This window comes from Mycobacterium sp. IDUB_37, from assembly GCF_055419245.1.
On the sequence record NZ_JBVAXG010000015.1, the window covers coordinates 82,188 to 103,702 of the forward strand.

At 62.9% G+C, this 21,515-nt stretch carries 21 protein-coding genes; 11 read left to right on the forward strand and 10 right to left on the reverse strand.

Going from position 1 to position 21,515, the window contains the following annotated elements:
* Positions 1 to 4: 4 nt before the first annotated feature.
* Positions 5 to 940 (reverse strand): hypothetical protein, encoded by a 936-nt coding sequence (locus ACZY1I_RS30940; protein ID WP_463761351.1) that lies wholly within the window; start codon positions 938 to 940, stop codon positions 5 to 7.
* A gap of 67 nt (positions 941 to 1,007) precedes the next feature.
* On the opposite strand from ACZY1I_RS30940, the gene ACZY1I_RS30945 reads away from it, so the two are divergent.
* Genes ACZY1I_RS30945 through ACZY1I_RS30955 form a run of 3 tightly spaced genes read left to right on the forward strand, consistent with a single transcriptional unit; the run spans position 1,008 to position 2,980 of the window.
* A complete protein-coding gene (locus ACZY1I_RS30945) occupies positions 1,008 to 1,442 on the forward strand; it encodes an NfeD family protein (protein WP_463761353.1) in 435 nt (144 codons plus the stop codon).
* Positions 1,443 to 1,462: 20 nt separating this feature from the next.
* Entirely contained in the window at positions 1,463 to 2,605 is a 1,143-nt protein-coding gene (locus ACZY1I_RS30950; RefSeq protein ID WP_463761354.1) for an SPFH domain-containing protein, read from the forward strand.
* A 9-nt stretch (positions 2,606 to 2,614) separates the two neighbouring features.
* Positions 2,615 to 2,980 carry a DoxX family protein gene (locus ACZY1I_RS30955; protein WP_463761355.1) on the forward strand — a complete coding sequence of 122 codons (366 nt, stop codon included), beginning with the start codon at positions 2,615 to 2,617 and terminating at the stop codon, positions 2,978 to 2,980.
* Positions 2,981 to 3,021: 41 nt separating this feature from the next.
* Here ACZY1I_RS30955 and ACZY1I_RS30960 read toward each other — a convergent pair whose 3' ends face one another.
* Together ACZY1I_RS30960 and ACZY1I_RS30965 are read right to left on the reverse strand one after the other, a co-directional pair.
* On the reverse strand, positions 3,022 to 3,600 hold the full coding sequence (locus tag ACZY1I_RS30960; protein WP_463761356.1) for a hypothetical protein: 579 nt from the start codon (positions 3,598 to 3,600) through the stop codon (positions 3,022 to 3,024).
* Positions 3,601 to 3,673: 73 nt separating this feature from the next.
* Positions 3,674 to 3,952, reverse strand: coding sequence for a hypothetical protein (locus tag ACZY1I_RS30965; RefSeq protein WP_463761357.1), 279 nt, complete (start codon positions 3,950 to 3,952; stop codon positions 3,674 to 3,676).
* A gap of 123 nt (positions 3,953 to 4,075) precedes the next feature.
* On the opposite strand from ACZY1I_RS30965, the gene ACZY1I_RS30970 reads away from it, so the two are divergent.
* Together ACZY1I_RS30970 and ACZY1I_RS30975 are read left to right on the forward strand one after the other, a co-directional pair.
* Positions 4,076 to 4,774: a response regulator transcription factor gene (locus ACZY1I_RS30970; RefSeq protein WP_463761358.1), complete on the forward strand. Its 699-nt coding sequence runs from the start codon at positions 4,076 to 4,078 to the stop codon at positions 4,772 to 4,774.
* Positions 4,771 to 6,291 carry a HAMP domain-containing sensor histidine kinase gene (locus tag ACZY1I_RS30975; RefSeq protein WP_463761360.1) on the forward strand — a complete coding sequence of 507 codons (1,521 nt, stop codon included), beginning with the start codon at positions 4,771 to 4,773 and terminating at the stop codon, positions 6,289 to 6,291. Before ACZY1I_RS30970 ends, ACZY1I_RS30975 begins: the two co-directional genes overlap by 4 nt.
* Here ACZY1I_RS30975 and ACZY1I_RS30980 read toward each other — a convergent pair.
* Both ACZY1I_RS30980 and ACZY1I_RS30985 read right to left on the reverse strand, forming a co-directional pair.
* Positions 6,261 to 7,118: a S1 family peptidase gene (locus ACZY1I_RS30980; RefSeq protein WP_463761362.1), complete on the reverse strand. Its 858-nt coding sequence runs from the start codon at positions 7,116 to 7,118 to the stop codon at positions 6,261 to 6,263. The two genes, ACZY1I_RS30975 and ACZY1I_RS30980, sit on opposite strands and share 31 nt — an antisense overlap.
* 31 nt (positions 7,119 to 7,149) lie before the next feature.
* Positions 7,150 to 7,920: a TVP38/TMEM64 family protein gene (locus tag ACZY1I_RS30985; RefSeq protein ID WP_463761364.1), complete on the reverse strand. Its 771-nt coding sequence runs from the start codon at positions 7,918 to 7,920 to the stop codon at positions 7,150 to 7,152.
* Positions 7,921 to 8,108: 188 nt separating this feature from the next.
* On the opposite strand from ACZY1I_RS30985, the gene mutA reads away from it, so the two are divergent.
* The 5 genes from mutA (at position 8,109) to ACZY1I_RS31010 (ending at position 15,261) form a co-directional block, all read left to right on the forward strand.
* Positions 8,109 to 9,968: a methylmalonyl-CoA mutase small subunit gene (mutA, locus tag ACZY1I_RS30990; protein ID WP_463761365.1), complete on the forward strand. Its 1,860-nt coding sequence runs from the start codon at positions 8,109 to 8,111 to the stop codon at positions 9,966 to 9,968.
* Positions 9,969 to 12,230, forward strand: a complete 2,262-nt coding sequence (scpA, locus tag ACZY1I_RS30995) for a methylmalonyl-CoA mutase (RefSeq protein WP_463761367.1) — start codon at positions 9,969 to 9,971, stop codon at positions 12,228 to 12,230.
* A gap of 79 nt (positions 12,231 to 12,309) precedes the next feature.
* A complete protein-coding gene (meaB, locus tag ACZY1I_RS31000) occupies positions 12,310 to 13,281 on the forward strand; it encodes a methylmalonyl Co-A mutase-associated GTPase MeaB (RefSeq protein ID WP_463761368.1) in 972 nt (323 codons plus the stop codon).
* Positions 13,282 to 13,346: 65 nt separating this feature from the next.
* Positions 13,347 to 14,633 carry an esterase/beta-lactamase LipL gene (gene lipL / locus ACZY1I_RS31005; RefSeq protein ID WP_463761369.1) on the forward strand — a complete coding sequence of 429 codons (1,287 nt, stop codon included), beginning with the start codon at positions 13,347 to 13,349 and terminating at the stop codon, positions 14,631 to 14,633.
* A 43-nt stretch (positions 14,634 to 14,676) separates the two neighbouring features.
* Positions 14,677 to 15,261, forward strand: a complete 585-nt coding sequence (locus tag ACZY1I_RS31010; protein WP_463761370.1) for a class I SAM-dependent methyltransferase — start codon at positions 14,677 to 14,679, stop codon at positions 15,259 to 15,261.
* Between the two features lie 3 nt (positions 15,262 to 15,264).
* On the opposite strand, the gene ACZY1I_RS31015 is transcribed toward ACZY1I_RS31010, so the two are convergent.
* The gene (locus ACZY1I_RS31015) at positions 15,265 to 15,477 is read right to left on the reverse strand and encodes a dodecin (RefSeq protein ID WP_463761371.1); all 213 of its coding nucleotides are present in this window, start codon (positions 15,475 to 15,477) and stop codon (positions 15,265 to 15,267) included.
* A gap of 15 nt (positions 15,478 to 15,492) precedes the next feature.
* Positions 15,493 to 16,506, reverse strand: coding sequence for a CDP-glucose 4,6-dehydratase (rfbG, locus tag ACZY1I_RS31020; protein ID WP_463761373.1), 1,014 nt, complete (start codon positions 16,504 to 16,506; stop codon positions 15,493 to 15,495).
* Positions 16,507 to 17,057: 551 nt separating this feature from the next.
* Between rfbG and ACZY1I_RS31025 the strand changes: the two genes are divergently transcribed.
* Complete coding sequence (locus ACZY1I_RS31025) at positions 17,058 to 18,839, forward strand: hypothetical protein (RefSeq protein WP_463761375.1); 1,782 nt, start codon at positions 17,058 to 17,060, stop codon at positions 18,837 to 18,839.
* Between the two features lie 110 nt (positions 18,840 to 18,949).
* Here the strand turns inward: ACZY1I_RS31025 and ACZY1I_RS31030 are convergent, their stop codons facing one another.
* The 3 genes from ACZY1I_RS31030 to ACZY1I_RS31040 form a co-directional block, all read right to left on the reverse strand.
* Positions 18,950 to 19,567, reverse strand: a complete 618-nt coding sequence (locus ACZY1I_RS31030) for a class I SAM-dependent methyltransferase (protein ID WP_463761377.1) — start codon at positions 19,565 to 19,567, stop codon at positions 18,950 to 18,952.
* Between the two features lie 288 nt (positions 19,568 to 19,855).
* Positions 19,856 to 20,998: a dTDP-4-amino-4,6-dideoxygalactose transaminase gene (gene rffA / locus ACZY1I_RS31035; RefSeq protein ID WP_463761378.1), complete on the reverse strand. Its 1,143-nt coding sequence runs from the start codon at positions 20,996 to 20,998 to the stop codon at positions 19,856 to 19,858.
* Positions 20,995 to 21,441 (reverse strand): GtrA family protein, encoded by a 447-nt coding sequence (locus ACZY1I_RS31040; RefSeq protein WP_463761380.1) that lies wholly within the window; start codon positions 21,439 to 21,441, stop codon positions 20,995 to 20,997. The genes rffA and ACZY1I_RS31040 overlap by 4 nt, the downstream gene beginning before the upstream one ends.
* Positions 21,442 to 21,515: the final 74 nt, after the last annotated feature.

The window sequence follows — 21,515 nt, forward strand, 5'->3', positions numbered from 1 at the left end:
TGAATTAGTCAGTCCACGCCGAGTGCAGGATCGCGTTGACCGCTGCCATGCGCGCCGAACGCACCACGGCGGTCAACGGTCGCAACGCATTCGTCGCGATCTGACCTTCTGACGAGGATTGTGTCCCAAGCGGTTCCGGCACAGAGGACAGCCGTGGCGCCATCCGGTCCGCAGCAGGGCGGCTCAGGCCCGCGCTGACCGCGATGATGGCATCGACGTGCGCCGCATTCTCCAGCACTCGTAACGCGCGGGTCGGGGCGTGCTCCGGAACCCGATGCTGCCGACCGGATTCCAACAACTGCTCGACGAGGCCGCGCGGATTTTCGATGTCACTATTGGCCGACCCCAGGCCCATGGTGCTCAACGCATCGGCGGCCGATCGCACCGCTGACCGGAGCGCGTATTCGGCATCACCGAGGTCGTGTTGTTCGAACACCGGTGCACCGGGCAGCGAGTAGACCATCCATGTCAGCGCGCCCAATTCGGGACTCGACTCCGCCGAGTCGTCGGAGCAATCATCGAGATCGGTATAGGTGTATTCGGGGACGAGGCCTATCGTGGTTCCCCGGCCCTCGGGATTAGTGATGATAACCGCCTCGCCAACGGCCATCGCGTCACGCTCGAACTGGGTTCCCGGGGCCAGTCCGCGCACGTCACCCGGCACTGGCAAGACCACGTTGATCGTCCCGTGCAGGCGGTCAGGTGCCCCCGGTGCCCGACGGCCCACCGCGGCACGCAGCGTCTGCAGCAGGCAGACGGTGCCTGCATCGTTCACATCGGGCCACGACAATCCGGTGTGGCCCGCAGCGACGGCGTCATATGCCGCCACCGATTGTCTTGGCGCCCATAGTGATAACGCATCCAGGACATCGTCGGGCGCGGCCTTGCCTGCGAGCCAGGCATTGGCCCACATCGACAGCGAAACACTGGGGCACCACATGATCTGGCAGTGTAGTTGTTCGTCGCCGTCAGGGTGGATTGTCGGAGATCACGCGTATTCTGTGCCCATGTCGATGGCACTGATTTGGCTGATCGCAGCCCTGGTGCTGGTCGGTGCGGAAGCGCTCACCGGAGACATGTTCCTGCTGATGCTCGGCGGCGGCGCGTTGGCGGCGTCCGGCACCAGTTGGCTGGCCGACTGGCCCGTGTGGGTCGACGGACTGGTGTTCATGATCGTCTCGATCCTGCTGCTGGCGGTGGTTCGGCCGACCTTGCGGCGTCGGCTGACGCCCGCCAAAGGCCAAGTGATGGGTATCAAGGCGCTGGAAGGCAAGAACGCCCTGGTGCTCGACCGGGTGGCCCACGATGCCGGACAGGTGAAGCTCGACGGTCAGGTGTGGACCGCGCGCCCGCTCAACGACGGCGACGTCTACGAACCCGGCCAATCAGTCACCGTCGTGCACATCGACGGTGCGACCGCGGTGGTCTTCAAGAACGGATAGCGCTTCGAGAAAGGAAGCTTGTGGAAGGTGCGGTTACCGGCCTGGTGCTCCTGGCCGTTCTGGTGATATTCGCGGTGATCATCGTGGCCAAGTCGGTCGCCCTGATACCGCAGGCCGAAGCGGCGGTGATCGAGCGGCTGGGTCGGTATAGCCGCACGGTCAGCGGGCAGCTCACATTGTTGGTGCCGTTCATCGACCGCATCCGGGCCCGGATCGATCTGCGCGAGCGGGTGGTGTCGTTCCCGCCGCAGCCCGTCATCACCGAGGACAACCTGACGCTGAACATCGACACGGTCGTCTACTTCCAGGTCACGGTGCCCCAAGCCGCGGTCTACGAGATCAGCAACTACATAGTCGGTGTCGAGCAGTTGGCCACCACCACGCTGCGCAATGTCGTCGGCGGCATGACGCTCGAGCAGACGTTGACCTCGCGGGACCAGATCAATGCGCAGTTGCGCGGCGTGCTGGACGAGGCGACCGGCCGCTGGGGTTTGCGGGTGGCCCGGGTGGAGTTGCGCAGCATCGACCCGCCGCCGTCGATTCAGGCTTCCATGGAGAAGCAGATGAAGGCCGACCGCGAAAAGCGCGCGATGATCCTGACCGCCGAGGGCACCCGGCAAGCCGCGATCATGCAGGCCGAGGGTCAGAAGACGTCCCAGATCCTGGCGGCCGAAGGGGCGAAGCAAGCGGTGATTCTCGCCGCCGAAGCCGACCGGCAGTCCCGGGTGCTGCGCGCTCAGGGTGAACGGGCGGCCGCCTACTTGCGAGCCCAAGGCGAGGCTAAGGCCATCGAGAAGACGTTCGCCGCGATCAAGGCCGGCAGGCCGACTCCGGAGATGCTGGCCTACCAGTACTTGCAGACCCTGCCGGAGATGGCTCGCGGCGACGCGAACAAGGTATGGGTGGTGCCCAGCGATTTCAATGCGGCCCTGCAAGGGTTCACCCGGCTGCTGGGTAAGCAGGGCGAGGACGGGGTGTTCCGGTTCGAGCCGTCACCAGTCGATGAGGCGGCCAGGCACGCGGCAGACGATGACGACGCCGAGGTGGCCGGGTGGTTTTCCAACCCCGCCGATCCGGCGATACCCCAGCCGGCCAAGACGGACTTCATTCCCAAGCCCGCGGTGGAACGGCCACGCGGTGCTCCCCCCGAATTGCGTCAATAGGATGGCCGGATGAGCAGCTTGACATCACCAAGAGCCTATGCGGCGCTGGCGGCTCTGCAGGCCGGCGACGCGGTCGCGTGCGCGATTCCGTTGCCACCCATCACCCAGGCGCTGGACACGGTGGGACTTCCGGAAAACATCCGACCGGTCCTGCCCGTGGTCAAGGCCGCGTCAGCAGTCGGGTTGGCGTCCGTCACCCGGTTTCCCGCATTGGCAAGACTGACTACGGCGATGCTGACGGTGTATTTCGTGCTGGCCGTCGGTGCGCACGTCCGGGTGCGGGACAAGGTAACCAATGCACTGCCGTCGGTGTTATTCCTGGCGCTGTTCGCGGTGATGACGGCCAAGGGGCCAGACCCGGCTGAATCCGCCTAGCCGGTCGCGAGGGCACATTCGACCCTCGCGACCGCCAGGTTTTATCGCGGGGGAGTCGGCGACGCGCTTGGCCCTGCCGACGGCGGAGCGGCAGGCGGCTGACCGGGGCCGGGCAGTTGCTGGCCGCCTGGGCCGCCCTGGGCGCCGGGACCGCCCTGGGCGCCGGGGCCGCCCTGGGCACCGGGGCCGCCGGGGCCGCCCGGGCCCATCGGAGGCGGGCCGCCGGGGAACGGCGGCCGCATTCCCGGGGGTCCCATCGGCGGCGGCGCCATGCCCAACGGTCCTCTGGGTCCCGCCATGGGTCCACCCGGCCCGCCGGGTCCACCCGGGCCACCGGGGTGGTGGAACCCAAAATGCGAGGTCCCCGGGGGGCCGAATCCGGGAGGCGGCGGGGGAGGCGCGAACGCAATCAGCGCGGCAGCGGCGCCACCGGTGAATACGGCGCCGAAGAGCCCGCCCAGCAACCCGGCGCCGAGCACGACGCCGGTGGAGTGCTGGCGCTTCTTCGCCGCGACGGGCGCAACGGGCGCTACCGGCGCTGCGGAATCAGCGGCTGCGACGGGTGCAACGGGCAATGCGGCTGTCTGGTCGGCCGCTTTCGGAAGATCGTCGGAGGTCATGCCGCTCCTCATGTCGTCGGAACTGGTGGTGTTCGCGACGGTAGGAGCCGAACTTGAAGTGAATCTGAAGAAGTCAGCCCGGTGGGGGCGGCACGGGTTCCGGAGGTGGCGGTAAAGGCGTGAAGCGGGTCGGTGTCGTCGCTGATGTCGTCGCGATGGGCGAGGGTGGTGCCGGAACACTCACCGACGGCACCGACGAAAGCTGTGGATACGGAGGCGGAGGTAGCTCGACGCGAACTGTGAAGACCAAGCCCGTGATCGCGAAAGCGGCAGCGGCACCGATTAGCAGACCTGCCACACCGGTGCCGATCACTACTGCGGTGGAATGCCGGTTGCTGCGGTCGGCGGTCATGTCGCCTCCAAGTCGTCGAGATCTGCGCGCCGAGCGTAACGCCGGCCCGAGGATCGAACCGGGAATTCGCTGACACGGTGCATGGACGGACGGCTTCTTTCATGGCGCGTGAACAATGGGGCTATGACGGATGGTCCTCGCTTCAGTGTGGGCACTCCGCGGGTGCTGGTCGTCGAGGACTCCGAGACCATTCGTGAGATGGTCAGCGAGGCGCTGACCGATGTGGGATATCACACCGATACCCGTTGTGACGGAGACGGATTGGAAGCGGTGCTGGACGGTGTCCGGCCCGATCTGGTGGTGCTCGACGTGATGTTGCCGGGCCGGGACGGATTCGAGCTCATCGACGTCATCCGTGAGTGGGGCGACATTGGCATCGTGTTGATCACCGCCCGCGACGGGCTACCGGACCGATTGCGCGGCCTGGACGGCGGAGCCGACGACTACGTGGTCAAGCCGTTCGAACTGGCCGAACTGGTGTCGCGGGTGGGCGCGGTGATGCGACGGCGGGGACGGTTGCCCAAGGTGGTGCAGATCGGCGACGTGATCCTGGACGTCGATGCCGGGGTGGCTGCGCGAAACGGGCGCGCCTTGGACCTGACCGCCACCGAACTGCGGCTGCTGGAGTTCCTGGTGGAACAGCGCGGCCGGATTGTCAGCGCGGGTCAGATCCTCAACGCGGTGTGGGGCTACGACTCTTACGATCCCAACCTGGTGCAGGTGCACGTCAGTGGGTTACGGCGCAAGCTCGAGGTGCACGGGCCGCGAATCCTGCACACCGTGCGAGGTATCGGGTACCGACTGCAACCGCAGCGATCATGACCCCCGACCCGGTCACCGCGACGCCGTCGCTACAGCGTCGGGTGCTGTTGCTGGTACTCGCGCTGTTGGCCGTGCTGCTGGTGGTGCTCGGCGTGACAATCGACTTCACCCTCGGCAGGCAAGCACGGCACAACCTGAACGATCGGCTGGTGGCGTCGATATCCCGGGCCAACGCCCTGGCCGCCGCACATACCGCGCCTGATCTGCTGGCCGCGCAACTCAATGGCGGCAGCGTCCGGGCACTCGTCGTAACCGCCGACGGAGCAACCTACGGGGATCCGGGCATCAGTCCCGACACCAAAGCGGGTCCCATGGTGTCGCCGCCCAGGTTTCCGCTGCGGCACGGTCATCCGCCGGGCTCGATGCCGAACCCGCCGTCGGGCCCGCCCGTCGGTCCGATGATGCCGCCGCCGCCACCGCCGCCGCCCGGCATTCCGCCCGACGGCACCGCGACGGTGATCGTGCACCCACTGCCCGACGGCGCCCGCGTCATTCTGGTTGCCGATACCACCCAGACCACCCAGGTGACCCGCCAGCTGAGGCAGCTGATGATCGGCGCCGGGCTGGCGACGCTGGTGGCGGCGGCGCTTCTACTGCTGGCGGTGAGCCGGGCTGCGCTGCGGCCGTTGGACCGGCTGACCGCGCTGGCACGGGACATCACCACCGGCGGTCGGGGCCGACGACTGCGCCCGTCGCGCAGCAATACCGAGTTAGGCCGTGCAGCAAGCGCTTTCGACGGGATGCTGGATGCGCTCGAGGAGTCGGAGTCGCGCGCTCAGCAGGCCGCCGACGCCGCGCTGCGCGCCGAGGCCGCGACCCGTCAATTCCTGGTGGATGCGGCACACGAGTTGCGCACCCCGATCGCGGGCATCCAGGTCGCGGCCGAACAACTCGCCGCCAGCGCCGGCAAGCAGGACGCCGACCCGGAAGCCCGCGCACAGTATCGGCGAGCCAGCCTGTTGCAGTCCGACGCCCGCCGCGCCGGCCGACTGGTCGCCGACATGCTGGATCTGAGTCGCATCGACGCCGGTCTGGCGCTGGACCAGCACGACACCGATCTGGCCGCGATTGTCGATGCCGAGGCGCAGCGGGCCGCCATGCTCGCACCGCAACTGTCGATCGCGAGGACGGGAAGCAGCGAGCTGCGGGTGCTCGCGGACCCGACGCGGATTGCGCAGGTTCTTTCCAATCTGCTCGACAACGCCCGCAGGTATACGCCGGTTGGTGGGACCATCACCATCGACCTGGTCGCCGAGGGTTCCGCAGCTGTCGTGACCGTCACCGACACCGGCCCGGGCATTCCCGACGACGAGCGGTTCCGCATCTTCGAGCGCCTGGTGCGCCTGGATGCCGGGCGCGCCCGCGATCATGGCGGTGCCGGACTGGGCTTACCGATCGCCCGGGCGCTTGCCCGCGCACATGGCGGTGAGCTGGTATGTGTCCAGCACGACGGGGGTGCGCAATTTCGGTTGACTCTGCCCGCGATTCAGCTGGTCTCGACCGTCAAGCCCCACTGAGTCAGCCACGGCCGCACCAGTTCGGCAACCGAGAACGTTGCCGGGATTGAGCAGCCGGGGTTGGGATCGTTCTGCCTGCCGCCGCGGATGTGGATCCCGACCGCTGCCGCGCCGTCGCGACGGATCAGATAGACCGGCCCGCCGGAATCACCACATTGGCTGACGGCCAGGAACACCACTTTGGTCTCAGTGATATCGGTGATCTGCCCACACTCCACCCGGGCGGACTTCATGCCGAACTTGCACAGCTGCTGGCCGATCTGCAGATCCTCGGCAACGCCGCTGACTGGCATCGACGCTGTGATCGACGGCGTCCGCGGGACCTTGTCGGAATCAAGGTTGATCAGTCCGATGTCGCGCGCCTCGCCCCGCGCACCCTCGCTGACCGTCTGGGCGAATGTGCCCACAGTCAGGTAGGGGCCGGAACCGGAGTTCATGCTCACTTTGCTCGCCTCGCCGGGCTTGTTGCAGTGCCCGGCAGTGAGTATTCCGCTCTTCCCGCTGGCATCTCGCACCAAAAATCCTGCTGTGCAGGCCATCCCGCCGCTACCGTCGGCGTAGCTCACGGCGATTGCAGTGCCCGGGCCGATGGCAACCGCTGCCGGCAACGCGATGGGTGGCGGCGCGGGCGCCTTGCGGGGGCCGGGCGTGATCGCGACTATCACGAACGTTGCCGCACTCACCAGCGCGAACGCCGACAGCCGCCAGCTGTATGCGGGCGGGTAGGCGCTGTCGGGCGCACGCCGGGCTGCCACCAGTGGCCAGGCCGCCACGGCCAGACACAGCAGTGCGCCCAGCATCAGCAAGATGGTTCGCGCGGACGTCACGTCTACAAGCTGCCGCGCGGTTAGCTAGCGGTCAATGCGTGACGGCCGGCTCGGCGACGGGTTCGACCACTACTTCGGGCTGGGCGGCCTCCCGCTGATCCAGCCGGTAGTGGCGAATCTCGTACACCAGCCCAGCGAAACCCAGCGCGGCGGTACTCAGCGAAACCGCGATCATCAGCGGATTGCCGTCGCCGGCGAACGCGTTGCCCAGAATCACTACGGAGGCGGTACCGGGTAGCAGGCCGGCGACCGTGGCCCACATGTAGGGCACGACCCGAACCGCGGAGGCGCCGGCGGCGTAGTTGATCGCAGAGAACGGAACGGCGGGGATGAAGCGCAGCGACAGGATGGCAAGCCATCCCCGCTCACGCAGTCGTTCGTCGAGACGCGCGATCGCGCCACGACTGTTCATTCGGTGCAGCCGCCACCCGGTCGCACGGATCAGCAGCATCGCGATCACCGCGCTGGCCGTGCTGGCGGTCACCGCGATGAATACGCCCAGTATCGGTCCGAACAACAGTCCGGCGGCCAGAGTGAACGCCGTCCGCGGAAACGGCGGCACGGTGACGAGGGTGTGCACCAGCCAGAACGCCAACGGGAACCAGGGCCCCAGCGATCGCGCCCAGTCGCGCATTTCGATCGCAGTGGGCAGCGGAACCAGCATCGCGACGGCTACCAGCACTGTGATTCCCGCCACGGTGGCCACCAAGCGCGGCACCGAAGTCTGACGCGCGGCCGAGGCCACCGCGGCCGCGATACCACGGACCGTATCGGTGGTTTTGCTGATCGCGGCAGTAGGCACGACTGCTAAGGGTACGGGTCGAAGGTGAATATCGAGTTTCTCCGGGCTGGCGATTCCTCACAGCTGATGGCTCGGCACCGCACCTCGATGCCTGACTCGAAGCCCTGATCAATTAGCCTGATTAGCAAGTTGCATCCCGAAACCAACCCCGGCGTCGTTGCGAAGTACAGGGAAAACAGGAGCAGTCGGTGTCCATTGACGTACCCGAACGCGCGGACCTAGAACAGGTTCGTGGGCGCTGGCGCAGTGCGGTTGCCGGTGTGTTGTCCAAGAGCACCCGAAGCGATCCCGCCGAGCTCGGCGATCACCCTGAGCAGCGGCTGGACGCGCAGACTTATGACGGATTCGCCATCCGCCCGCTGTATACCGCCTTTGATGAATTGCCGGAGCCCCCGCTACCGGGTCAGTGGCCGTTCGTCCGTGGCGGCGACGCCGTACGTGACGTCAAGTCCGGCTGGAAGGTCGCCGAGGCGTTCCCCGCTCCCGGTGCGGATCCGGGCGAGGCGAACGCCGCGTTGCTGGCCGCACTCGGCGACGGCGTCAGCGCGCTGTTGGTCCGGGTCGGGGATTCCGGCGTACCCGTCGAGCACCTGCGAGCGCTGCTCGACGGCGTCTACCTGAGCATGGCCCCGGTTGTCCTCGACGCTGGTGCCGACTTTGCCGAGGCCGCTGACGTGATGCTGGCGCTGGCCGACACAGTCGAAGCCGACCAGCGTGCCCTGGTATCGATCGACCTCGGTGCTGATCCGCTGACCGCGACGCTGAGTGAACGCAAGGCGCCAACGGTCGAGGACGTCGTCTCGGTCGCGGCACGCGCGGCGGAAAAACCCGGAGTTCGTGCGATCACTGTTGACGGACCCGCCTTCCATAACCTCGGTGCCACCGCCGCCTGGGAACTCGCGGCCACGGTCGCGGCGGCGGTTTCCTACCTTCGGGTGCTCACTGAGTCCGGGATGCCGGTGGCTGATGCGCTACGGCAGATTAGCTTTCGGCTCGCCGCCGACGACGACCAGTTCATGACCATGGCCAAGATGCGCGCGGTGCGTCAGCTGTGGGCGCGGATCGCCGAGGTCGCCGGCGATCCCGACGGCGGCGCCGCCGTCGTGCACGCGGAGACCTCCCTGGCGATGATGACCCAGCGCGACCCCTGGGTGAACATGCTGCGCTGCACACTTGCCGCGTTCGGCGCCGGCGTCGGCGGCGCCGACACCGTGCTGGTTTACGCCTTCGACGTGTCGATCCCCGGTGGTTGGCCGGGCACGGCAACCAGCTTCGCCCGCCGGATCGCCCGCAACACCCAACTGCTGTTGCTGGAGGAGTCGCACGTCGGCCGTGTACTGGACCCCGCCGGCGGCTCGTGGTTTGTCGAGGACCTCACCAGCCAGCTGGCCGAACGGGCATGGCAGCATTTCCAGTCCATCGAATCCCATGGCGGATTCGTCGACGCCCACGAATACCTGGCCGGTCAGATCGGTGACCTGGCCGCCAAGCGCGCAGACGACATCGCGCATCGACGCATTGCGATCACCGGCATCAACGAGTTTCCCAACCTCGGCGAACCTCCACTACCGCAAGGTGATTCGCTGGTCAGGGCTGGAAATGTGGTGCGTTATGCCGCGGAGTTCGAAGCACTGCGCGATCGCTCCGACGTCTACCTGGCCGACAACGACAAGCGTCCGCAGGTGCTACTGCTGCCCTTAGGCCCGTTGTCCGAGCACAACATTCGCACCACTTTCACCACGAACCTATTGGCCTCGGGAGGTATCGAGGCAGTCAACCCCGGGACGGTCGCTGCCGCCGGTGTAGGTCAGGCCGTAACTGACGCGGGATCGTTGAAGGTGGCGGTGATCTGTGGCATCGACAAGCGCTATCCGGACGAGGTCCCCGACATCGTGCGCGAAGCCCGTGCCGCGGGAATTGAGCGGGTGTATCTGGCGGGTTCAGAGAAGGCGCTCGGCGACGCACAGGACCGCCCCGACGACTATCTGAATGCCAAAATTAATGCAGTCGAAGCGCTTTCGGATCTGCTCACCAGGTTGGGAGCCTAGATGACGGCCACTAAGCCCTCGGTTGAGAGTTTTGCCGACGTTCCATTGCGCGGTGACAAGACCACCGCGCCGCCCACCGAGGCTCAGGTCGACGAGCACGTCGCCGCCGCTGCGAAGGCGCACTGGTACACCCCCGAGCAGCTGCAGTGGCAGACGCCGGAAGGTATCGACGTCAAGCCGGTCTACATCGCCGAAGACCGCCGTGCCGCGGGGGAGGACGGCTACCCGCTCAACAGCTTCCCCGGTGAGCCGCCGTTCGTGCGCGGTCCCTACCCGACGATGTATGTCAACCAGCCGTGGACAATTCGGCAGTACGCCGGTTTCTCCACCGCCGCCGAGTCCAACGCCTTCTACCGTCGTAATCTGGCCGCCGGCCAGAAGGGCCTGTCGGTGGCCTTCGACCTGGCCACTCACCGCGGCTACGACTCTGACCATCCCCGGGTGTCGGGTGACGTCGGAATGGCCGGTGTGGCAATCGATTCCATTCTCGATATGCGCCAGCTGTTCGACGGTATCGACCTGTCGACGGTGTCGGTCTCGATGACGATGAACGGCGCGGTGCTGCCCATCCTCGCTTTGTATGTCGTCGCGGCCGAGGAGCAGGGGGTGCCGCCGGAGAAGCTGGCCGGCACCATCCAGAACGACATCCTCAAAGAGTTCATGGTGCGCAACACCTACATCTATCCGCCGAAGCCGTCCATGCGGATCATCTCCGACATCTTCGCCTACACCAGCGCCAAGATGCCGAAGTTCAATTCCATCTCCATCTCCGGTTACCACATCCAAGAAGCCGGTGCCACAGCCGATTTGGAATTGGCTTACACCCTGGCCGACGGGGTGGAGTACATCAAGGCGGGTCTGGACGCCGGCCTCGACATCGACAAGTTCGCCCCCCGACTTTCGTTCTTCTGGGGGATCGGCATGAACTTCTTCATGGAGGTCGCCAAACTGCGGGCCGGTCGGCTGCTGTGGAGTGAGTTGGTGGCCAAGTTCGATCCCAAGAGTGCGAAATCGCTATCGCTGCGCACACATTCGCAGACTTCGGGCTGGTCGCTGACAGCGCAGGACGTCTTCAACAACGTCGCCCGCACCTGCATCGAGGCGATGGCCGCGACGCAAGGCCACACCCAGTCGTTGCACACCAACGCTCTCGACGAGGCGCTGGCGCTGCCCACCGACTTCTCGGCCCGCATCGCCCGCAACACCCAGTTGGTGCTGCAGCAGGAGTCCGGCACCACCAGACCGATCGACCCGTGGGCCGGTTCGTACTACGTCGAGTGGCTGACCCATCAGCTCGCTCAGCAGGCTCGCGCGCACATCGACGAGGTCGCCGAGCACGGCGGCATGGCCCAGGCCATCGGCGAAGGCATCCCCAAGCTGCGCATCGAGGAGGCGGCTGCCCGCACTCAGGCCCGCATCGACTCCGGCCAGCAGCCCGTGATCGGCGTGAACAAGTACCAGGTTGAAGAGGACCAAGAGATCGAGGTGCTCAAGGTCGAGAACAGCCGGGTGCGCGCCGAGCAACTGGCCAAGCTCAAAGACCTGCGGGAAAGCCGGGACAAGGACGCTGTGGAAGCCGCGCTGGCCGAGTTGACCCGAGCGGCCGAAGCCAAGGGCCCGGCTGGTGAGGACGGGCTGGGCAACAACCTGATGGCGTTGGCGATCAACGCGGCCCGGCATAAGGCCACCGTCGGGGAGATCTCCGATGCGTTGGAGAAGGTCTACGGACGCCACCAGGCCGAGATCCGTACGATCGCCGGCGTCTACCGTGACGAGATCCAGGGAGGCGACAACATCACCGCGCTCTCCAAAGCCACCGAGTTGGTCGAGAAGTTCGCCGAGGCGGACGGCCGCCGGCCCAGGATCCTGGTCGCCAAGATGGGTCAGGACGGCCATGATCGCGGCCAGAAGGTGATCGCGACCGCGTTCGCCGACATCGGCTTCGACGTCGACGTCGGGTCGCTGTTCTCCACGCCCGAAGAGGTCGCCCGTCAGGCCGCCGACAACGACGTCCATGTTGTCGGGGTGTCCTCGCTGGCCGCCGGCCACTTGACGTTGGTGCCCGCGTTGCGTGATGCCCTGGGCGAGGTCGGTCGGTCCGACATCATGGTCGTGGTCGGCGGGGTGATTCCGCCCGGTGACTTCGACGAGTTATACGAGGCGGGCGCCGCCGCCATCTTCCCGCCCGGCACTGTGATCGCCGACGCCGCGATCGGCTTGCTGAATAAGCTCGCCGAGCGGCTCGGATACACGCTGGACTAGTGCTGAGCACGGGGACAGCGTTGATTCTGCGGCTACGGCGTCAAAGTGCGGGTGCATCGCGCCCTGAGCGCAGAGTCAAATGACATCGACGAGCCTGGCTGACGCCATCCGGGGGGGTGACCGCGCGGCGCTGCCGCGCGCCATCACCATGCTCGAATCCACCCGCAAGGACCATCGCGAGCAGGCGCAGGAACTGCTGCTGGCGCTGCTGCCGGATGCCGGTAATGCCCACCGGGTGGGAATCACCGGGGTGCCGGGCGTGGGCAAGTCGACCAGCATCGAGGCCCTGGGAATGCACCTGATCGACCAGGGACACAAGGTGGCGGTGCTGGCCGTCGACCCGTCGTCGACCCGCACCGGCGGCTCGATTCTGGGCGACAAAACCCGGATGGCACGGCTGGCAGTGCACCCCGATGCCTACATCCGGCCGTCTCCCACCTCGGGGACTTTGGGCGGGGTGGCAAAAGCCACCCGGGAAACTGTTGTCCTATTGGAGGCCGCTGGATTCGACGTGATTTTGATCGAGACGGTCGGCGTAGGCCAGTCCGAGGTGGCGGTTTCCAACATGGTCGACACGTTCGTTCTGTTGACTCTCGCGCGCACCGGGGATCAGTTGCAGGGCATCAAAAAAGGTGTGCTGGAACTGGCCGACATCGTGGTGGTGAACAAGGCCGATGGACCGCATCTCAAGGACGCGAAAATGGCCGCCCGCGAGCTGTCCGGGGCGATCAGATTGATCTATCCACGGGAAACGCTCTGGCGGCCACCGGTTCTCACCATGAGCGCGGTGGAGGGCACCGGTCTATCCGAGCTGTGGGAGACCGTCGAGAAACACCGCGACGTGCTCACCGAGGCCGGACAGTTCGAGGCGCGCCGGCGTGACCAGCAGGTTGACTGGACCTGGCAGATGGTGCGCGACGCGGTGCTGGACAAGGTGCTGTCGAACCCGGAAGTGCGCAGGGTCCGTAAAGACGTGGAGCGTCAGGTTCGGGACGGCGAGCTGACCCCCGCCCTAGCCGCTCAGCAAATCCTCGAGATCACGTCATCCTAACGGTTAGGTAAATAAATTTTGCATTGCCAGCTTGTCCCTTTGAAGAGGAAGTAAATTCATTCCCCGTGACGGTAGACATCGGAGTCAATCGCCGCGCTGTTCCATCCCACGATGCCCCCAACGCAGGGCATGGTGTGTTCGGTGCCGCGGACTCCCAATTCGCATGCGTTGTTCGCGCCTTCTCCTCCATGTTCCGGGGCAGTCGCCTCGGCGGCGGGGCGCTGTCGGTCTATCTCGACGGCCAACCAGTCGTCGACGTGTGGAAGGGGTGGGCTGACCGCGAGGGAAAGGTGCCGTGGTCGGAAAACCACGCACCGATGGTCTTCTCGGCCACCAAGGGCATGGCCGCCACGGTCATCCACCGGTTGGCCGATCGGGGCCTGATCCAGTACGACGCGCCGGTGGCCGAGTACTGGCATGCCTTCGGTGCCAACGGCAAAGGCGACATGACGGTTCGTGACGTCATGAGGCACACGGCCGGGCTGTCAGGTCTGCGTGGCGCGACCCAGGAAAATTTGCTGGATCACGTGCTGATGGAGCAGCGGCTGGCCGCAGCGTCACCCGGACGGCTGCTCGGCAAATCCGCGTACCACGCGTTGACGTTCGGCTGGCTGATGTCCGGACTCGCCCGGGCGGTCACCGGGAAAGACATGCGGACGCTGTTCCGAGAGGAACTCGCCGAACCACTGGGCACCGACGGCTTTCATCTGGGCCGCCCGCCCGTCGAGTCGCCGACTCGGGAAACCGAGATCATCATGCCGCAGGACATCACGGCCAATCCGGTGCTGGCCTTCGCCGTCCAAAAGGTCGCCAATCAATTCTCCGGCGGGTACCGGTCGATGTACTTCCCGGGCATCCTGGCCGCGGTCCAGGGCCGAAATGCGTTGCTGGATGGCGAGATTCCCGCCGCCAACGGCGTGGTGACGGCACGCGCACTGGCGCGGATGTACGGCGCGCTGGCCAACGGAGGCGAGATCGACGGAACCCGATTCCTGTCCCGCGGTCTGACGGCCGGACTCACCGGCGAGCGGTTCTTCCGGCCGGACCGAAATCTGGGCGTGCCGTTGCCTTTCCACCTCGGCTACCACAGCCTGCCATTCGGCAACGTGATGCCCGGATTCGGCCACGTCGGCATGGGCGGCTCGGTCGGCTGGAACGATCCCGAGACCGGTGTGGCATTCGCCTTGGTGCACAACCGATTGCTGACGCCGTTGGTACTGACCGACCACGCCGCATTCGTGGGTGTCTACAAGCTGATCCGCGACGCCGCCGTCAAGGCTCGCAAGCGTGGGTACCGGCCAGTGCACGGCATCGGGGCGCCGTTCTCCGAGCCCGGGGCCGCAGTGGGTTGAGCTGGAGGGGTGTGACCGCCCGCGCCAACTAGGATGGCTCGTCGTGTCTCACATTAAGTTCCAGGAGCTGATCAGGGATTACGAACGGCCGTCCGTGCTCGAACTCGGCACGAAGCGGTCGGTCGACGCGAGTCCGTCGATTCACCGGGACTGGGTACCGCACGCCGCCGAATACGTGGGAACCGATTTCTTTGACGGCCTGGATGTCGACGTCGTTGCCGACGTATCAGAGCTATCCAGCGTGTTCGGCGAAGAACGCTTCGACGCCATCATTTCGTGCTCGACGTTCGAGCACATTCAATATCCCTGGGTCGCTGCCGTCGAGATCGCTCGAACACTCAAGACCGGAGGACTGCTGTTCGTCCAGACACATCACACGTTTCCGCTGCACGCCTACCCGCACGACTACTGGCGGTTCAGCAAGGAAGGGCTGGAGACCTTGTTCGGCAAGCAGGTCGGCTTCGAGTTCATCAACAGCGAGCACGGCTACCGCGCCTCGATCCTGTCGAACGCTGCCGGCAGGCTGCACCGCGCCGCGTCGCCCAGCTACCTGAACAGCACGATTCTGGCGCGCAAGGTCAGCCACCCGCCGGCCGATTTCCGCTGGAAAGCCGTGTCGGACAAGTAAAGGTTACGACTCATCCAGTCGAAATCCGACCTTCAAAGTCACCTGATAGTGCGCGATAGCACCGTCCGTCAGGTGGCCCCGAACGGACTGCACCTCGAACCAGTCCAGGTTGCGCATGGTCTGCGACGCTCGATCCAAGCCGCTGCGGATGGCCGCGTCGACTCCGTCAGGTGAGGTTCCGACAATCTCGATCACGCGATAGGTGTGATTGCTCATCGCATTGCCTTTCGGTTAGAGGTTTTCGAAGGCGTCGATCTGTTCCTGCGTCACCGTGAGTGGGTCGGCACCGTCGTGTACCCGTCGGGCCCAGTCGATAGTCCAAGTCACAGCATCTCCGAAGCCGAGTCGGTTCCGCCAGCCCAATTCGCGCTGGGCCTTCGTGCTGTCGAGGGCCAGCAGGTTCGCCTCGTGCGGATGTTCGCCGGGTAGGCGGTCCCAGTGGGCGCCGCCGCCCCACAGTTCAGCCGACATGGTCGCCACCTCGCTGACCTCGACGAAGGCGTCGCGACCCGGCCCGAAGTTCCATTCGCCCAGGCCGGAACCGTCCAGCAGGGCATCGGCGAGGGTGAGGTAGCCGTTGAGACAGTCGAGCACGTGTTGCCACGGCCGCACCGCGCCGGGGAACCGCAACAGGGGAGCCCGCCCGGCGGCGTAGGCGGACACCAGATCTGGCATCAGGCGGTCACAGCTGACGTCACCGCCACCGATCACGTTGCCGGCGCGGGCGATGGCGGTGGGAGAGCCGGGAAAACTACGGATCCAGGACTGGGTCAGCAGGTCGGCCATTGCCTTCGACGCGCTGTAGGGGTCGTCGCCGCCCAGCGGGTCGGATTCGACATAGCCGGCCTCCTGGTTCACATTGCGGTAGACCTTGTCCGTGGTGAGGACGACATGCGCGCGTACCGACGGCGTGGTCGCGACTGCCTCCAGCACGTTCAGGGTGCCCATGGCGTTGGACTCGTAGGTGTAGCGCGGCGCGCGATAGGACTCGCGGACCAGCGACTGAGCGGCCATGTGCACCACGACGTCCGGTGCGATCGAATGCACCGCGTCGGCTGTGGCCTTGGCGTCGCGAATATCTACCCGCAGGTCGGAAACCAACAGTCGCGCCAGGTCCGCCTGCTCGAACAGGCTGCCTCGTTGCGGGTCGAGAGCCAGCCCTGACACCTGGTGCCCGCGACTGAGCAGGAGCAACGTGAGCCAGGGCCCCTTGAAACCGGTATGGCCGGTGACCAGAAAGTGCACGGTTAGCCTCCGACCATCGAAATCCTGGGACCGACGCGGGCTTCCGGGGAATTCGAAGTGCCCCAATAGTCCGCTCCCGCATAACAGCCCGAGTCCTAAACCTGATGGATACCCGTGCATACCATGCTACGGCGCTGGTTTGGCGCTGAGACGATGTCTCAATGTTTGCATTGTCGTCGTGCTTCCGTTGGTAACGGTCACCCGCACGGTCGCACTGTGCCATCTCTCAGGCAGTCAAGGAAATCTCTGCGAAATTGCGCGTTATCGGACCCGCATCTCATACGCTTGTGCCCTACAGATGTCAGCAGCGATCCCGGGCCCCTTGCGGCAAGACCTAAGCGCCGCTGGGCCGCTACGAGGGTAGGTCGTGATCCAACAGCGACATCAGGTTTACGTTGTGGATATACATGCGTCTCTGATTCACATGACATTGCCGAGGGAGTTTTATGCGTATGCTAACCCGACGAAAAAGGCGATTCAACTGCCTTCGGTCGCGTCTGGGTAGTTATGTCGCACCAACGGTGAGGCCTTCGAAGCCGCGGATATCTGCAGTGCGATCGCTGGCTCGAGCGATGGCGCTAAATACGACCGTTTTTGGAACATTCTTCGCAATCGCAACACCGATGTATGAGACTAACGATGATCTGATGTTGCAGTCCGTCGCATCGGGTTTCTACACAGGGAAACCCGAAGCGCATCTGATATTCACAAACGTGTTGATCGGGAAGCTGCTTTCGTTTCTCTACACGAATTACAACGGTATTAATTGGTATCTGACGTACCTTATCTTTACTCACATCGCTGCAATGACTGCGATAACCTTCGTGGTTATAAGGCGCCGCCCCCATCCGAAATTTATGCTGATCTACGTTGGTTTCTTCTTGATTGTTGAAGTACGAGTGCTGCTACATCTGCAATTCACTACGACCGCGTTCGTAGCTGGATCAGCGGGTTTATTGTTGTTGATCGACGGACTCGCGCGCGAAAAGCTCCTATGGAGCCAAGTCATCGTCGGCCTGACATTCATAAGCCTGATGTGTCTAATTCGAGAACAGGTCGCGTTGCTCTTCGCTATCTTTTCGATTCCATTTGCCTTCGAACGATTGGGTTTAAGGCTATGGCGGCGGATTGCCGCAGTAGCGGCTTGCTGCGGAGCGATACTGGTATCTTTTCACATCGTCAACCAATGGGAATATCAGCGAGATGTCGCCTGGGCGCAGTTTGCCGAATATAACTCCATGCGCGGAGAGATCCATATTACGCCGCTCGCGGACTTTATTCCTCAAGCTGCGCCTGCGGTTGGTTGGTCCGTCAACGACGGCCAAATGTTTTCGGATTTCTATTTCGCTGATGTCGAAGTTTATGGGGGAACGGCCCGCATGAAACAGTTCCTGTTAGAGCTTAAGGAACGACAACGGGTAAACGCATCTCGCCATGATGTACCGACCGTAACCCAGTTCTTCCGAATTATGTTCGCCGGCGATTCCGGGATATTGATGAATATTGCCATACTAAACGCACTACTATGCTTGGCTTGCGCCGGCACATTGCGATTGCGGATCGCGATGACAATTATCGTGTATTTTGTCCTATTCTTCTCAGTCGGTTATTATTTGTTCTCAACAGCACGCCTACCTGAGAGGGTTGCCTATAATTTTCCGCTCTTTATGCACGTTGTTTTTCTATACTGGTCAGCATCGTCTTTGTCTGCACCGCGTATACTTAGTTCCAAATTTATGGAAAAACAAGAAGTTTCTGCATCCCCGCGTAGCGTAGTGCCGACTGCCCGGCAGGCTGCGCAAGTCGCTGCACTATTACTGTGGGGGATATCGTATATATTCAATTTGTCATTATTGGCTAACCGACTATCGGAGGCCAACGACAGTCAAGAACACATGAAACAGATAAGCAAAAGTATATTTGAACCAATTCGGCCACTTCTTGATGGGCGACATCGACCTCTACTCATACCACTGCCTACAGACTCAGTTCTAGAACAATCATTGTTTTTTCATCCGTTCGCTGATAATATCCCTTTCGGCATAGTGCCCTACGGATTCATCACTCATTCTCCGGTATTTCAACAAATTATCGCTCGCTATAAGCTGGAGCCTTATTCTCTGTCGGTAGTAACCCGCCCTGGTACATACTTCCTTATGGAAAGTCGATGGATTAAGCCGCTGCAGACTTTTTATCGCGAGCATTATGGTTTGATTATTGATTTCGATATGGTCCTGAATACAGACTGGGTGCCGAGCCATCAGCAAGATCATATTTATCTCTATCAGCCGAAGATTACTGGGGTGATTCCCGTGGATGCGAAGCCCCGATGACGGCATGCTCTAATCTCGGCGCTGCATCCGTAAACCTGCTGAAGAGCGAGCGCATTCTCACCCATGTTCGGCCTTCACCAGGTAAGTTGCGGCGGAGGTTGCCGGCGCGCCTAGCTGATCTTTGCGGTCATGTAGAAACGAGTGTAGGGCGGAAACTTCTGAGGAAGCACCGCGCCGTCGACATGAGCGAACGTGCTTCGCGCGAGAGCAAGATAGGTTTCCGGAGAGCGCACGTGCTTCCCCCGATCTAGCCTAATCAGTGCCCGTGCGATCGAGTTTTGCCCTCTGGCCAACACGGGGTCAACCGTAATGACCCGACCACCAGGATTCAGGACGCGGCGCAGCAGCCCAAATAATTCGTTCGCCTGCCTGTCGTCCATATGATGCAAGACGCCTGAAACGATAGCTATATCAACCAAAGGCAACGTGGCGGCCTCTTCGGGGCCGAAATAGCCGACATGGAATGTTGCGCTGGCGCCGTACGTGGTCCGAGCCTGCGCGACGTAGTCTGCGTTGGGCTCAAAGCCGATGTACTCTACGTCTGGTAGGTAAGCCCGCAACTGCGCAGGTCCGCAGCCAATGTCAAGCACGCGATCCCCTGATTGTGCTCGAACAAAGTGCAACTGGAAGTCGCGTCTCAGCTTCTCTGCACCCATGACGCGTTGCACACTCTCGTACATGGCTGGATTGCGAAGGATGCCATACAGGCCGCGTCTGCGTTCCGCCATCAAAGCTCTTCCTTTGTGCTGGTCATCGATCCAAAACGTGGCGGGACACCTTAAGTCCCCACGCGGCGTGCCAAGTGCGTGGCGCGCTCGCTCGCCCGCCCTGGTAGCAGTGTGCCCGAATCTAGCAGAGTCTCAGATATTGGAAGTGCGGTTCGAAGCGCCACGGTCGCGTCGTTCTAGCGGACTCCGGTAGGCAAGTAACCGACGGACCTCGGCTCAATGGCGCGAGACACACTAGATAGGCGGATATGATCTACTCGTGCGGATAAAACATCAAACGCGTTTGATCTATACGTGTCTATAGAAATCTAAGACCGCACGGGATACTTCCTCGACCTCATGGTTTGTTAGGTCGAAATACATCGGTAACCTCACCAGGCGGGCACTGATTTCTTCCGTATTTGGCAACGCGCGCGAGGGCAAACCAAGCGTTTCTGCAAACGGGGCGTTGTGTAGGGGTACGTAATGAAAAACCGCTAGGACTCCGGCTGTGCGGAGATGTGTGATAAGTGCAGTACGTTCTTCGATGTTGGCTGTCAATAGATAAAACATATGGTAGTTCGCAGAGCAATGGGGGGGAATTACGGGCAACCGGATTACGCCGCGGTCCGCCAGCGGAGCCAGCAACTCCGTGTAGCGAAAGAATATCTCACCACGACGCTTAGTAATCTTATCCATATTCTCTAACTGACCCACTAAAAAAGCGGCCAACATATCGGAGGGGAGAAAAGAGGAGCCCAAGTCCACCCAGGTGTATTTATCCGCCTGGCCGCGGATGAATTGACTCCGGTTGGTTCCTTTCTCGCGTAAAATCTCCGCTCGGCGTTCCATGTTCGGTTCGTTGATCACAAGCGCACCGCCCTCACCGCACGAGAAGTTCTTCGTTTCATGAAAGCTATAGCAGCCGAGGTGGCCGATGGTGCCTAGCCAGCGACCACGATAGCGCGAATAAACGGCTTGCGCTGCGTCCTCGACGACCAGCAAATTGTGGCGATTAGCGATCTCCATAATCGCGTCCATCTCGCACGCAACACCGGCATAATGTATGGGAAATATGGCGCGGGTCTTGGGAGTAATTGCTTGCTCGATCAAGCGCTCGTCGATATTCAGCGTGTCGGGCCTCACATCTACAAAGACCGGTACGGCACCGCGAAGTACGAATGCGTTAACTGTCGAGACGAAGGTATAAGAAGGTACGATCACCTCGTCACCTGGCCGCAGATCGCAGAGTAAAGCTGCGAGTTCTAGGGCGGAGGTGCAGGACGTGGTTAGAAGTACACGTTGCGTTTCGAAGCTCGCTTCAAGCATTTTCTGAGCGCGCTTCGTAAATGGCCCGTCACCGCTAGCATGCCCGCCGGCGACTGCCTGGCTGACGTAAGTCAATTCCTGACCCACGACAGCAGGCTTATTGAACGGTATGCGCACAGTCATCGAGTAATCCTCAAATCATCCTTTTCAGAGGTATCGTCAGAGCCGGAAAACACCCAAAACTTCTGCATAAGAAAAGCTGCCACGGTCATCACTAAGATGGCGCCAGCCTGCACGAACTGGTGCCGGATCTGCAGCTTGTCGCCAAAAAACCATAAAGCAGTGAAGTTGAACAAGTAAAGGATCGCATATGACGCCACGAATCGGAAAAGCGCGCCTGAGCTTTTGCCGCGATGCCGAAAAGTGAGGCGACGATTCGCGATGAAACTGAGCAGAGTGCCTACACTGAACGTGATTGTCATAGCCGCCTCGCTACTCAGAAGACGCCAGGTCAGCAGCAGGTACGCGGCATAAGAAATGGCGTTCAAACATGCCCCGACGAAAACATAGCGCATAAATTGCAAATTTGCGACATTGTCGAAGCGCGATACTAAATGCGCTTTCATTGTTGAATGTATCCAAATTCAGTTGCGCGGTGACGGTCGAACGGAACGTTAGCGACTTCTACTTTGTGTCGCCG

Coding starts and splice junctions, on each gene's coding strand:
- ACZY1I_RS30940 (WP_463761351.1), bottom strand. CDS start 940: ATGTGGTGCCCCAGTGTTTCGCTGTCGATGTGGGCCAATGCCTGGCTC.
- ACZY1I_RS30945 (WP_463761353.1), top strand. CDS start 1,008: ATGTCGATGGCACTGATTTGGCTGATCGCAGCCCTGGTGCTGGTCGGT.
- ACZY1I_RS30955 (WP_463761355.1), top strand. CDS start 2,615: ATGAGCAGCTTGACATCACCAAGAGCCTATGCGGCGCTGGCGGCTCTG.
- ACZY1I_RS30960 (WP_463761356.1), bottom strand. CDS start 3,600: ATGACCTCCGACGATCTTCCGAAAGCGGCCGACCAGACAGCCGCATTG.
- ACZY1I_RS30965 (WP_463761357.1), bottom strand. CDS start 3,952: ATGACCGCCGACCGCAGCAACCGGCATTCCACCGCAGTAGTGATCGGC.
- ACZY1I_RS30970 (WP_463761358.1), top strand. CDS start 4,076: ATGACGGATGGTCCTCGCTTCAGTGTGGGCACTCCGCGGGTGCTGGTC.
- ACZY1I_RS30975 (WP_463761360.1), top strand. CDS start 4,771: ATGACCCCCGACCCGGTCACCGCGACGCCGTCGCTACAGCGTCGGGTG.
- scpA (WP_463761367.1), top strand. CDS start 9,969: ATGACGGCCACTAAGCCCTCGGTTGAGAGTTTTGCCGACGTTCCATTG.
- meaB (WP_463761368.1), top strand. CDS start 12,310: ATGACATCGACGAGCCTGGCTGACGCCATCCGGGGGGGTGACCGCGCG.
- ACZY1I_RS31015 (WP_463761371.1), bottom strand. CDS start 15,477: ATGAGCAATCACACCTATCGCGTGATCGAGATTGTCGGAACCTCACCT.
- ACZY1I_RS31030 (WP_463761377.1), bottom strand. CDS start 19,567: ATGGCGGAACGCAGACGCGGCCTGTATGGCATCCTTCGCAATCCAGCC.
- rffA (WP_463761378.1), bottom strand. CDS start 20,998: ATGACTGTGCGCATACCGTTCAATAAGCCTGCTGTCGTGGGTCAGGAA.
- ACZY1I_RS31040 (WP_463761380.1), bottom strand. CDS start 21,441: ATGAAAGCGCATTTAGTATCGCGCTTCGACAATGTCGCAAATTTGCAA.